Annotated in this window: 10 protein-coding genes; 3 read left to right on the forward strand and 7 right to left on the reverse strand. The window is 63.6% G+C overall.

All coding sequences use genetic code 11. The annotated features are described in order from the left end of the window. Positions 1-105: 105 nt before the first annotated feature. The 7 genes from PZL22_RS16025 to PZL22_RS16055 all read right to left on the reverse strand — a co-directional run bounded on the left by PZL22_RS16025 (position 106) and on the right by PZL22_RS16055 (position 9,437). Positions 106-1,158 (reverse strand): sugar phosphate isomerase/epimerase family protein, encoded by a 1,053-nt coding sequence (locus PZL22_RS16025; protein WP_003528877.1) that lies wholly within the window; start codon positions 1,156-1,158, stop codon positions 106-108. 192 nt (positions 1,159-1,350) lie between these two features. Next, a complete protein-coding gene (gene xylA / locus PZL22_RS16030; protein ID WP_003528875.1) occupies positions 1,351-2,661 on the reverse strand; it encodes a xylose isomerase in 1,311 nt (436 codons plus the stop codon). 94 nt (positions 2,662-2,755) lie between these two features. Next, positions 2,756-4,210, reverse strand: coding sequence for a xylulokinase (xylB, locus tag PZL22_RS16035; RefSeq protein ID WP_003528873.1), 1,455 nt, complete (start codon positions 4,208-4,210; stop codon positions 2,756-2,758). A 9-nt stretch (positions 4,211-4,219) separates the two neighbouring features. Continuing rightward, on the reverse strand, positions 4,220-5,257 hold the full coding sequence (locus PZL22_RS16040; protein ID WP_003528872.1) for a LacI family DNA-binding transcriptional regulator: 1,038 nt from the start codon (positions 5,255-5,257) through the stop codon (positions 4,220-4,222). Positions 5,258-5,352: 95 nt separating this feature from the next. Then, the gene (locus tag PZL22_RS16045; RefSeq protein WP_003528869.1) at positions 5,353-6,438 is read right to left on the reverse strand and encodes a metallophosphoesterase; all 1,086 of its coding nucleotides are present in this window, start codon (positions 6,436-6,438) and stop codon (positions 5,353-5,355) included. 169 nt (positions 6,439-6,607) lie between these two features. Further along, entirely contained in the window at positions 6,608-8,197 is a 1,590-nt protein-coding gene (locus PZL22_RS16050; RefSeq protein ID WP_003528867.1) for a DHA2 family efflux MFS transporter permease subunit, read from the reverse strand. 28 nt (positions 8,198-8,225) lie between these two features. Then, positions 8,226-9,437: an HlyD family secretion protein gene (locus PZL22_RS16055; RefSeq protein ID WP_033048615.1), complete on the reverse strand. Its 1,212-nt coding sequence runs from the start codon at positions 9,435-9,437 to the stop codon at positions 8,226-8,228. Positions 9,438-9,679: 242 nt separating this feature from the next. On the opposite strand from PZL22_RS16055, the gene PZL22_RS16060 reads away from it, so the two are divergent. The 3 genes from PZL22_RS16060 (at position 9,680) to PZL22_RS16070 (ending at position 12,268) form a co-directional block, all read left to right on the forward strand. Continuing rightward, positions 9,680-10,390, forward strand: a complete 711-nt coding sequence (locus tag PZL22_RS16060; protein ID WP_003528863.1) for a TetR/AcrR family transcriptional regulator — start codon at positions 9,680-9,682, stop codon at positions 10,388-10,390. Between the two features lie 119 nt (positions 10,391-10,509). Beyond that, on the forward strand, positions 10,510-11,349 hold the full coding sequence (locus tag PZL22_RS16065) for an AraC family transcriptional regulator (RefSeq protein WP_003528861.1): 840 nt from the start codon (positions 10,510-10,512) through the stop codon (positions 11,347-11,349). Positions 11,350-11,515: 166 nt separating this feature from the next. Next, positions 11,516-12,268 (forward strand): TerC family protein, encoded by a 753-nt coding sequence (locus PZL22_RS16070; protein WP_003528859.1) that lies wholly within the window; start codon positions 11,516-11,518, stop codon positions 12,266-12,268. Positions 12,269-12,308 lie beyond the last annotated feature (40 nt).

Consider the following 12,308-nt stretch of genomic DNA (forward strand, 5'->3'; position numbering starts at 1 on the left):
CCATGTTTCGACGGATTCGCAATTATCGACGTCGTGATTAATGCCGGCGGAAGCCACAGGTAAGCCCCTCCCCCTTGTGGGGAGGGGTTGGGGAGGGGTTTTCACTTAGATTCCCAGCATCCGCCGGTTCGCCGCCTCGTCGGTGCCGCTGTCGGCGAAATCGTCGAAGGCCTTTTCGGTGACGCGGATGATATGCGCCGTCACGAACTCGGAGCCTTCGCGCGCGCCGTCTTCCGGATGTTTCAGGCAGCATTCCCACTCGACCACGGCCCAGCCGGCAAAATCATTGGCGGCCATCTTCGAGAAGACGGCCCCGAAATCCACCTGACCATCGCCGAGCGAGCGGAAGCGGCCGGCGCGGTTCACCCAGCTTTGATAGCCGCCATAGACGCCTTGGCGTCCGGTCGGATTGAACTCCGCGTCCTTGACGTGGAACATCCGGATGCGGTCCTTGTAGATGTCGATATTCTCGAGATAGTCGAGGCACTGCAGCACATAGTGAGACGGGTCGTAGAGCATGCAGGCGCGGGCATGGTTCCCGGTGCGCTCCAGAAACATCTCATAGGTGATGCCGTCGTGCAGGTCCTCGCCCGGATGGATCTCGTAGCACACGTCGACGCCGCAATCCTCGGCGTGGTCGAGGATCGGCTTCCACCGCCGCGCGAGCTCGTCAAAGGCGGTCTCCACCAGGCCCGCCGGGCGCTGCGGCCACGGATAGACGAAGGGCCAGGCGAGTGCGCCGGAAAAACTTGCCATCGCACCGAGGCCGAGGTTCTTCGAGGCGGTCAGCGCCAGCTTCACCTGCTCGACCGCCCACTCCTGGCGCGCTTTGGGATTGCCGCGAACTTGCGGAACGGCGAAACCGTCGAAAGCCTCGTCATAGGCGGGATGCGCCGCAACGAGCTGGCCCTGGAGGTGGGTCGAAAGCTCGGTGATCTCGACGCCGTTGTCGCGCGCCTTGCCGGCGACCTCGTCGCAATAGGTCTTCGATTCCGCAGCCTTCTTCAGGTCGAAGAGCCGGCCGTCCCAGCTCGGGACCTGCACGCCCTTATAACCGCAATCGGCTGCCCATTTGGTGATGGAATCCCAGGAATTGAAGGGTGCGGCATCGCCGGCGAATTGCGCAAGAAACAGCCCCGGTCCTTTGATCGTCTTCATATAACTTCCTCCCTGATGGAGCGGTGTCCGATATGCCGGCCCTGCGGCCGACCGTTGACTTCCAGTGCTTCCGGCCCGCGAATTCGCAGCGACTGATACACCTGCAACGTTGCAGGAGCCAGAAGCTAGCAGATTCTTCGCGAGGGGCAATCGGCTTGCGCGCCCCTCGCGAAAAAGGATTTCCCGCGCCCGTCAGACGTAGCGGTTCACCACGTTTTCCAGAAGCTCCTGCCTGCCGGATTTCGGCTGCGGGTTGACGTCGGACTTGAGCACCCAGGCCTCGATCTCCTCGAGCGAGAAGCCGCCGTCGAGCATCTTCTTCGCCTCCGGCACGTTCCAGCCGGCGTAGCGCGCTTCGAGCGGTGCGGAGAGCGCCTTGTCCTCGATCATCTTCGCAGCCGCCTTGAGGCCGCGCGCGCAGCAATCCATGCCGCCGATATGGCCGATCAGCAGGTCTTCGGGGTCGATCGACTGGCGGCGCAGCTTCGCGTCGAAGTTCGTGCCGCCGGTCTTGAAGCCGCCGCCCGCAAGCACGTGGTAATAGGCGAGCGCCATTTCCGGCACGTTGTTCGGGAACTGGTCGGTGTCCCAGCCGGACTGGTAGTCGTTGCGGTTCATGTCGATCGAACCGAAGATGCCGAGCGCATTGGCGAGCGCCAGCTCGTGCTCGAAGGAATGTCCGGCAAGGATCGCGTGGCCCTGCTCGATGTTGACCTTCACCTCGTTCTCGAGGCCGTATCTCTTGAGGAAGCCATAGACGGTAGCGACGTCGTAGTCGTACTGGTGCTTGGTCGGCTCCTGCGGCTTCGGCTCGATCAGGATCGTGCCCTTGAAGCCGATCCTGTGCTTGTATTCGACGACCAGGTTGAGGAAGCGGCCGAGCTGATCGAGCTCGCGCTTCAGGTCGGTGTTGAGCAGGGTCTCATAGCCCTCGCGTCCGCCCCAGAGCACATAGTTCTCGCCGCCCAGCCGCTGCGTCGCGTCGATGCAGGTCTTCACCGTCGCGGCGGCAAAGGCGAAGACGTCCGGGTCCGGGTTCGTCGCAGCCCCCGCCATGAAGCGGCGGTTGGAAAAGAGGTTCGCCGTGCCCCACAGCAGCTTGACGCCGGTCTCTTCCTGCTTCCCGGCGAAATAATCGACGATCGCGTTGAGATTGCTCGTGTTCTCGGCGAAGTTCCGCCCCTCCGGGCGCACGTCCGCGTCGTGGAAGCAGTAGTAGGGTACGCCGAGAAGCTGGAAGAATTCGAAGGCGACATCCGCCTTCAGCTTGGCGGCTTCCATCGAATCCTTGAACCAGGGGCGTTCGAAGGTCTGCCCGCCGAAGGGATCGCCGCCCGGCCAGACGAAGGTGTGCCAGTAGGCGACGGCGAAGCGCAGATGATCCTCCATCCGCTTGCCGAGGACGACGTCGTCCGGATTGTAATGGCGGAAGGCGAGCGGATTGGTGCTTTCCGGTCCCTCATATTTGATCTTGGCGATATCGCCGAAAAATCCCGTGCTCACGACAGTCTCCTCTCATGGATTGTGAATTGGCGGCACCGTTCGCGACGGGGCCGGCTATCGGGTGGAAGGCAGTTGGTGGATGCGCCGAAACTGCTCACAGCGCCGCTTCCTTTATCGCCGGATAAAGCCGGCGATAGCGTTGGTAAGCATCTTCATAGGCGGGCACGAGCGATGCCTCCGGCGCGATCGTTTCCGCCGTCTCGGGTGCGGTGCAGACCGCGGCCGGGTCGGCTCCGGTGGCGGCGATCAGGCCGAGCCGCGCCGCGCCGAAGGCAGCGCCGAAATCGCCGTCCGCGGGCAGGTCGACCGGCAGGTTCAGCGCGGTCGCGATCGAGCTCAGCCAGTAACGCGAGCGCGAACCGCCGCCGATCGCCGTCACCCGCTTGAGCTTCGTGCCGGCCGCGCGCAGTGCCTCGAGACTGTCGCGGATCGCGAAGGAAACGCCTTCGAGCACCGCCTGCGTAAGCACCGCCCGGGAACTCTCGTGCCCGAGGCCGGCAAAGACGCCGCGGATCGCCGCGTCGTTGTGCGGCGTGCGCTCGCCGGAGAGGTAGGGAAGAAACGTCACGGAGCCCGGCGCCTTGAGGCTCTCGCCGAGTTCACTGGTGAGTTCCGCGGCACTCCGGCCGGTGACGCCGGAATGCCAGTTCAGCGCGTCCGTCGCCGAGAGGATCACGCCCATCTGGTGCCAGGTGTTGGGCAGCGCGTGGCAGAAGGCGTGGACGGCGCTCTCCGGGTTGGGGAGATAGCTTGCATTGGCCGCGAAAAGCACGCCGGAAGTGCCGAGCGAGACGAAGGCCTGCCCCTCCCCGACCGTTCCCATGCCGCAGGCCGAGGCTGCGTTGTCGCCCGCACCGCCGGCGATAACGACGCCAGGTCCCATCCCCCAACGCGCAGCGAGCTCCGGCCGCAAAGTCCCGGCTGCATCGGTGCCTTCGACGAGTTCCGGCATCTGCCGTTCTTCGAGATGAGTAGCGGCAAGCAGGCTCGCCGACCATTTGCGCTTGCCCGTTTCGAGCCATGACGTGCCGGCCGAATCGGACATCTCCGACATATGCTCGCCGGTCAGCCAGAGGCGCAGGTAATCCTTCGGGAGCAGCACCCAGCGAACTCTGGCGAAGATCTCCGGCTCGTTTTCGCGCACCCAGGCGAGCTTCGGTGCGGTGAAGCCCGGAAAGACGATGTTGCCGGTCAGCGCCCGAAATTGCGGGTCGCCGTCGAGCGCCGCCGCCTCGCGGAAGCTGCGGGTGTCGTTCCACAATATGCATGGCCGCAGCACCGCATCGCCTTCGTCGAGCAATGTCGCACCGTGCATCTGGCCGGAAAGGCCGATGCCGCGGACCGCTGCAAGCGCTTGCGCATGCGTTTCCCTCAACCGGGCGATCGCCTCCTCGGCGGCGCGGATCCAGTCAGCCGGATCCTGTTCCGACCAGCCGGGATGCGGCCGGTCGACGTCGAGCGCGCCGCTGGCGGAGCCGATGATCCGCTGCTCGCCGTCCATCAGCATGGCCTTGACGCCGGACGTGCCGAGATCCAGTCCGAGATACATGGTGTCCTCCTATTCCTGCTCGAGCGGCAGGTTGTCCTTCAGGAAAATATCGATGCGGATGCGCTCCTGCGCCGCGATGACCGGCAGCCCGTCCGCCTTTGCTTTCAGAACCCGTATGGCGCTCCTGACCTCGTGGCCCGCATTCTGGTTGAGCAGCGCGTCGATCGTGCCGGAAAGAAGCCCGGCGCGGCTGTGCGGCGTCAACTCATGCGCGATCGTGCAAACGGCCCTTCCTTTGCCCGCCTTTTCGAGAGCGGCGACCAGCCCGCGATTGCCGGCACCGAGGCTGTAGATGCCGGCAACGTCGGGATGCTGCCCAAGAAGCGCGCCGACGAGCGCCTCGACCAGCGACGGATTGTCCTGCCCCTCGATCACCGGCAGGATCCGGCGCGAGGCGAAATCCTCGCTCATGACAGCCTGGAAACCCTCCAGCCGATCACGATGGTCGCGTACCAGCATGGAGCCGGCGAGCACCGCGACCGGTCCTTCGCCGCCGCCGAGGAACCGGCCCATCAGGCTGCCGGCGGTGCGGCCCGCGGCGACATTGTCGACGCCAGCGAAATGGTCGCGACCGGACCCCGGCAGATCGGAGACCAGCGTAACGACGGCAATGCCGTCTTCGCGGAGCCGCTTTACCGCCTCCGTCACCTCCGGCGCGTCGACGGCAACCACCGCGACACCCGCCGGCCGGCGCTCACGCGCGTCGTGTAGTGCGGCGGCGAGCGCCGGTGCATCGAAGACCGGAACGGAAAGGATGGTGATATCCAGCCGCTCGGTCGCGGAACGCGACATCGCCGACCGCACCTCCGCCTCGAGACCGCGCATGAAGGAGTTTTCGCCGGCGGGCAGGATGAAGATCAGGGGATAGCTGCGGCTCTTGGCAAGATTGGCAGCGGCGACATCGCGAACATAACCGAGCGTGGCGATCGCGCGCTCCACCTTGCCCCGCGTGACGCTTCTCACGCCCGGACGATTGTTCAACACCCGGTCGACGGTGGCGAGACTGACGCCTGCCTCGGCGGCGATATCGTGAACTGTCGGTCGCATCTCTTCCTCCCGGCAAACCCATTAGAGGAATTTTTGATGTACGTAAATCAGAAAACTCCGGGCGGGCGATCGAATGGACGTTCCGGAATGTCGCTTCAATCGAAACGCTTGCTGAAGGCCTGCGTGAAGACGACGTGGCCATGCTCGCCCTCGGCCTCGCCGAAGGCTACATCCATGAAGCTGCCGGTCACGCGCACGACCGCGAAACCGCCGAGGAAGGCCGCCTTGGGCTTGAAGACGTCGATCTCGCCGACCCTGTAGGCCATGACGCGGTCATGCTCATGCCCATGGAAGAGGCCGACGACATTGTAGCCCTGCAGGTGATCAAGCAGCGCCCGGCGCTCGTCGGCGCTCCACCAATGCGGCTCTCCCTCTCCCTTGTCGTCGAAGGTCTTTGCCGCCGGATCCCAGGCCTCGGTCGAAAACGCGTCCCAGCCATAATGCTGGAAGAGGACGACCGGCCGGCCATCGGCGGCATGGGAGGAGAGATCGCTCTTGAGCCATGGCAATCCGCTCACCGCGCCCTTGTTCTCGTCGCCTCCGAAACGCTGCAAGTGTACGAGATGAAGACCGCCCCAGTCCCAGGAATAGCTGTCCGATAGCGGATCGTAATTCGCGACCGGCACCGGCGGCTTGTAGAAAACGGTCTGGCGATGGGTAAGCTCGACATAGTCTCGCAGTTCCCGGCGATACCAGTCGGCATTCGGCGGCGGCCCGTCCTGGTCGAGGTCATGGTTTCCAAGGCCGACATAAACGGGAATGTGGATATGGTGCGGGCCCGGCGCCTGCTCGTATCGGCTCTGAAACTGCTGTAATTGCCGCCCCTCGCGGGGCTGGCGAACCTGGCCGCCGCCATCGTCGGTGATGTCGCCGCCGAGCACCAGACCGAGCGGACGCGAAATCCTCGTGCCCGCGCTGGCAAGGCCGCTCGGCTTTCCTCCAATGGCATGCGGCCAGTGCTGTGCCGCAAGTGCGTTCAGTGCGGCGACATGGCGCAAGAGGCTGGCGTCGGTCTTGCCCTCCGCGTCGCAGTTCGGCGCCAAGCCGTCCGTCGAAACGAGGCAGGCATGGATATCCGCGGCAAAGAGGAAGGTCACGTCGACCGGAGGGCCGGCTGCCCTTGGAAATCTGCCGCCCACCGTCATCGAGAGGCTGAATCCGACCGCACCGGCGAGGAACATCCGCCGCGAAGGTCGTAGGCAAGGACGATCGTTCATGCGCCGCCCGCGCGTTGCTCCGCGCGCCTCCGACAGCTTCGACGAGACGGGATATTGCAGCGATCTCGAAAGCGCGTAAAGCGCTGGAGCGGGATGTGGGCGGAAAACCGCGCACACTTTTCGTTATCCCGCGCTAGTGCCCGCCGCCTCCGGGGCCGGCGCCTTGTGGCTTGGCGATCATCAGGACGCCGGCGATCATCGACAGGAACAGGACGGTCAGCAATACGAACACGTCGATGAAGGACATGATCACCGCCTGCTGCTGGACCATCGCCGCCAGCTGCTTGACCGCAGCCGTGGTTCCGTCGAGGCCGTGTGCAGTGAAGGTCGAGGCGATGTTGCGCATCCGCTCGACGGCGACCGGGTTGCCCCATTCCACGTGCTCGGCGAGCCGGGCGTAGTGGAAATCCTGGCGCTGCGTGAGGATAGTGTTGATGACCGCCAACCCGACCGCGCCACCGAGGTTACGCGTCAGGTTGTAGAGTCCCGACGCATTGCGGATGCGCGCCGGCGGCAGGGTGCCGAGCGCGATATTGTTGATCGGCACCATGCAGAGCATCAGCGAGCAGCCGCGCAGGATCTGCGGAACGAGCAGCTCCCAGAAATCCCAGTCGGCGGTCATCTGGCTCATCAGCCAGGTGCCCGCGGCAAAGCCGGCAAAGCCGATGGTCATCATCGCCCGCGCGTCCATTCGCCCGGCGAGGAAGCCCGCAACCGGCGCCGTCAGGAACATGGCGAGACCCGAGACGAACATGGTTTCGCCGATCATCAGCGAGTCGTAGCCGCGGATGCGCCCGAGATAGAGCGGATAGAGATAGGTGAGCCCGTAAAGGCCGATCCCCATGACGAAGGAGAAGAGCGAGCCGAAGGTGAAGTTGCGGTTGGCGAACGCCTTGAGATCGACGACCGGGAAATCGACCTTGAACGCCCGATAGAAGAAGACGACGGCGGCGACCGTGGTGGCGACGGCACCCATGACGATGTGCTCGTCGTTGAACCAGTCGTTGGCATTGCCTTCCTCCAGCACGTATTCGAGCGAGCCGAGAAAGATCGCCATGGAGAGAAGTCCCCACCAGTCGAACTTCTTGATCAATCCGAGTTCCGGCTTGTCGAAATCGATGAAGATCCAGGTGACCGTCGCGACGATGATGCCGGGAATGACGTTGATGAGGAACAGCCAGTGCCAGGAAAAGGCATGGCTCAGATAGCCGCCGACCGTCGGGCCGATGGTCGGCGCAAGCGTCGCGATGAGCCCGATGATCGGCGAGACGACGTTGCGCTTGGACGGCGGGAAGATGGTGAAGGCTGCGGCAAAGACCGACGGGATCATGCCGCCGCCGATAAATCCCTGGATCGCCCGGTAGACGATCATCTGTTCGATATTGGTGGCCGTGGCGGCGAGAGCGCTGGCCGCCGTGAATCCGGCCGCGGCCACGGAGAAAAGCACCCGCGTCGAGACGATGCGGGCAAGCGTGCCCGAGAGCGGGATCATGATGACTTCCGCGATCAGATAGGCGGTCTGCACCCAGCCGATCTCGTCAGACCCGGCCGACAGGCCCGCCTGGATCTCGGCGAGCGAGGCGGAGACGATCTGGATGTCGAGGATCGCCATGAACATGCCGACGACCATCGCGAAAAAGGCGATGAGCCGCCGCGGGTCCATATGCTCCTCGGCCTTGGGTAGGCTCGGCGCAGCCGCGCCCGCTGTTGCTGTTGCGGCCATTTCCGCCACTCCTCAGGCCTGCAGCCCTTTACTTCGCCGCAGCGACCTTCGACTGTTCCGGTGCGGTGCGGGTATCGACGTCGACGACGACGCTCAGCCCCGCGCGCAGGTGCCCTTCCGCCAGCACATCGGCCGGCAGCGTGATGCGCACCGGAACGCGCTGGATGACCTTGGTGAAGTTGCCCGTCGCGTTTTCCGCCGGCAGCAGCGAGAAGACCGAACCGGAGGCCGGCGAGATCGATGCGACGGTGCCTTCGATCGGGTGATCCTCATAGGCGTCGACATGGATCTCAACCTTGGAGCCCGGCACCAGATGCGCGATCTGCGTCTCCTTGAAATTGGCGTCGATATAGAGCTGATCGGTCGGCACGAGCGCTGCGAGCCGCTGGCCGGCCGAGACGAGGTCGCCGACCTGGACCGCGACATTGCCGATGACACCGTCATAGGGCGCCTTGAGTATGGTGAAGCCCAGGTCGCGGTCTGCCTTGTCCCGGGCAAGCTCCAGCGAGCGGATCGTGCTTTCCGCTTCCATCCGCTGGGCCTCGAGCACGGTGATATTGGCCTTGGCCGCAGCGATATTGGCCTCGGCACCGGCTAGACTTGCGCGCGCCTGATCGAGCGCGACCTGGGCGCTGTCGCGCGATGCATCCGTCCCGAACGACTTCGACTGCAGCTCGCTGGCGCGCTTCTGTGCCAGTTCGGCGCCGCGGACGGTCGCCTCAAGCGCCTTCTTCTGCGCTTCGGACTGAGCGAGGCTCGCCTTTGCGCCGGAGATCTGCGCGTCGAAACGGCTGAGGGCGAGCTTCTGCGTGGCGATCTGCGCCTCGGCCTGCTCGGCCGCAATGCGGTAATCTCCGTCGTCGAGCGTCACCAGCGGATCGCCGGCCTTCACATGCTGGTTGGCGACCACGTCGACCTTGGCGACATAGCCGGACACCTTGGGCGAAATCGTCGCGATGTCCCCTTCTATATAAGCGTCGTCCGTCGAGACCAGGAAACGGCCGTTGGTCCACCAATCATAGCCGTACCAGCCGGCGGCACCGAGGAGCATGAGACCCAGCACCGGAAGGATTTTGCGGCGCTTCTTCGGGGACGCAGCGATCTCCGCGTCCGCTTGTCCTGCGGCTGCGGCCTCGCCGGTACCGGGGCTCTTGGCCTCGGCCGAGTGAGTATCCATTACTTCGAAATCATCGCCGACGGGACGGACACGGGCAGCGCTGGAAGAGCTGGAAGCGGACATGGACCACCAATTGGATTGAGATTGAACTGAACCGTTCGGTTCGATTGAGCTTGACATAGAGCCTTTCGCGCCGCATATCAAGAGGAAATCGAACCGGTCGGTTCGATTTCGATGAAGTTGACGAAAAGTTTTGTCCGCACCCGCAGTTTTTCCCGGAATTGTCTGCGATAGTGATTTTGGACAGAATGCGTCCGCGGTCACCGCGACGCGCGCGATCAAAGGAGTGGATACGTCCGGCAGCCATGGTATCAGCGAAGAGCGCAGAGCAGGAAAAGACCCTGCAGGACCGGCTGGAGCATCCCCAGCAGGAAAACCCTTCAGGCGGAGGGCGGCACGCGGCCGGCGAGGACCCGGTCAAACGGGAGCGGATTCTCGACGGTGCCAAACGCGTTTTCATGCGGAGCAGTTTCGACGCGGCCAGCATGAACGACATCACGCGCGAGGCCGGCGTTTCCAAGGGGACGCTCTACGTCTATTTCGAGAACAAGGAAGACCTGTTCACGGCGCTCATCGCGCGCGAGCGGAACATTATCGTCAACAGCGTCAAGCAGTCGTTGAACGGCAATGAACCGATCGAGGAGGCGCTTCACGCTTTCGGCGTGAAGCTGGTGACGAGCATAACGTCGGACTACACGATCCGCGCGATGCGCACGGTACTCGGCGTGATCGACCGGATGCCCCGGCTGGCGCAGCGCTTCTTCACCGCGACGCCGGAGAACGGATACACCGTGCTCAAGGCCTATCTCGACCAGCAGGTGTCGGCAGGCATGCTCTCGATCGAAGACACGGAAATAGCCGCAAAGCAGTTCATCGATCTCGCCATGGCCGGAATGTTCAAGGGCCGTCTTTTCGGCATGTGCGATGCCGTCTCGGCCGAAAGCATCGAAAAGAACGTCAGATCCGCCATCCGCGTTTTCCTGGCCGCCTACGGAAAGACGACGGGCAAGGAGTAAAAGCGACGGTGCCTTGCCGCCGCGACATGCCGTACCATCTTCCTGCAATCCAGCAATTGCGATCAAACGCGCTCGCCTGAAAGGCCGTAAGACCTTGCGTGTCCACAAAGGGAGTGACGATGAGTGCCATCGGAAGGGCGATCTGGTTCATTGAAAGCCATTTCGCCGAGGATATATCACTGGATGATGTCGCCGCGGCCGCCGGCCTTTCGCGCTATCATCTTTCGCGCGTATTCGGGCTTTCGGCCGGCCGCTCGATCAGTGCCTATATCCGCGGCCGGCGTTTAAGCGGCGCCGCGCTTGCCCTCGCCAACGGCACATCCAGCATTCTCGAAGTGGCCCTCGAGGCGGGCTACGGCTCGCACGAGGCTTTCACCCGTGCCTTTCGCGAGCAGTTCGGGGTGACGCCCGAGTCGATACGCAAGCAGAGGCACGTCCGCAATGTCGAGCTTTTGGAGCCGATCAGAATGGACGACGCACGCACTTTGAAGATCGAACCGCCGCGCTTCGAGGAAAGCCCGGGGCTTCTTCTCGCCGGTCTCGCAGAGACCTATGACTACAACCGCACCGAAGGCATCCCTTCCCTCTGGCAGCGTTTCAACGCCTATTTCGGCAGCATTCCCGGTCAGCACGGCAATATCGCCTATGGCGTCTGCACCCAGTCGGACGGCGAAGCGGGCCGCTTCCGCTACATGGCTGCGGCCGAGATACGGGACGCCGAGGCGCTGCCCAGCGGCTTTTCGACACTCAAGCTGCCCCGGCAGCGTTACGCGATCTTTGTCCATCGCGGGCACATTTCCGGCATCGCCAACACGGCCCACCACATTTTCACGACCTGGTTTCCGCAGTCCGGCTATCGGCACGGCGAATTGCCCGACCTGATGGAACGCTACGACGAGCGCTTCGATCCGCATTCCGGCATGGGTGCGGTCGAGATCTGGGTGCCACTGAAGGGCTGATTTCCGGTGCACGGACGGGTGCAGCCGGCTTTCCTTCGAGAATTCCACCTTTTCGATCACCTGGAGCCGACAACGTCGCCGCGAAAAGCGCGGCGGCGCTTGCGACTTTCGCAAGTATCCCTAAATACTGCGCGATCTGTCGTGTCCCGAAAAGGAAAAGTTGCCGATGCAGGAAATCCTCACGCTTGCTCAAAGCCCCGAGGCTTGGATCGCCCTCATCACACTCATCGTAATGGAGGTGGTCCTCGGCATCGACAACCTCATTTTCATCTCGATCCTCACCAACAAGCTGCCGCCGGAAAACCGCGTCAGCGCCCGGCGCATCGGCATCGGCCTTGCACTCATCATGCGGCTGGCCCTGCTCGGCACCATCGCCTGGATCGTTCAACTGACGCAGCCGGTGTTCGAGGCCTTCGGCCACGGTTTTTCCTGGAAGGACATGATCCTGATCGCCGGCGGGCTCTTCCTCGTCTGGAAGGCGACCAAGGAAATCCACCACAGTGTCGATCCGAGCGATCATGAGGAGGATTTCATCGCCAGCTCCGCGATCAACAGCTTCGCGGCCGCCATCGGCCAGATCCTGCTTCTCGACCTCGTCTTCTCGGTCGACAGCATCATCACCGCCGTCGGCATGACCCCGCATCTGCCGATCATGGTCGTCGCCGTCGTCGTCGCCGTGACCGTCATGCTGGTTGCAGCGAACCCGCTTGCGAACTTCATCGAGAGAAATCCGACGATCGTCATGCTGGCGCTGGCCTTCCTCCTGATGATCGGCACGACCCTGATCGCCGAAGGCATGGGCTTCCACGTGCCGAAGGGCTACGTCTATGCGGCCATGGCCTTCTCCGCACTGGTCGAGGTTCTCAACATGGTCGCCCGCAACGCGCGCATGAAGCGGCAGACCGCAAGAACGAAATAGAAGCACGACACACAGGGCCCGCATCGCAATGCGGGCCTTC

Origin of the sequence: Ensifer meliloti (genome assembly GCF_030064585.1) — a bacterium.
GTDB classification, from domain to species: Bacteria; Pseudomonadota; Alphaproteobacteria; order Rhizobiales; family Rhizobiaceae; genus Sinorhizobium; species Sinorhizobium meliloti.

Coding starts and splice junctions, on each gene's coding strand:
- PZL22_RS16025 (WP_003528877.1), bottom strand. CDS start 1,158: ATGAAGACGATCAAAGGACCGGGGCTGTTTCTTGCGCAATTCGCCGGC.
- xylB (WP_003528873.1), bottom strand. CDS start 4,210: ATGTATCTCGGACTGGATCTCGGCACGTCCGGCGTCAAGGCCATGCTG.
- PZL22_RS16040 (WP_003528872.1), bottom strand. CDS start 5,257: ATGCGACCGACAGTTCACGATATCGCCGCCGAGGCAGGCGTCAGTCTC.
- PZL22_RS16045 (WP_003528869.1), bottom strand. CDS start 6,438: ATGTTCCTCGCCGGTGCGGTCGGATTCAGCCTCTCGATGACGGTGGGC.
- PZL22_RS16050 (WP_003528867.1), bottom strand. CDS start 8,197: ATGGCCGCAACAGCAACAGCGGGCGCGGCTGCGCCGAGCCTACCCAAG.
- PZL22_RS16055 (WP_033048615.1), bottom strand. CDS start 9,437: ATGTCCGCTTCCAGCTCTTCCAGCGCTGCCCGTGTCCGTCCCGTCGGC.
- PZL22_RS16060 (WP_003528863.1), top strand. CDS start 9,680: ATGGTATCAGCGAAGAGCGCAGAGCAGGAAAAGACCCTGCAGGACCGG.
- PZL22_RS16065 (WP_003528861.1), top strand. CDS start 10,510: ATGAGTGCCATCGGAAGGGCGATCTGGTTCATTGAAAGCCATTTCGCC.
- PZL22_RS16070 (WP_003528859.1), top strand. CDS start 11,516: ATGCAGGAAATCCTCACGCTTGCTCAAAGCCCCGAGGCTTGGATCGCC.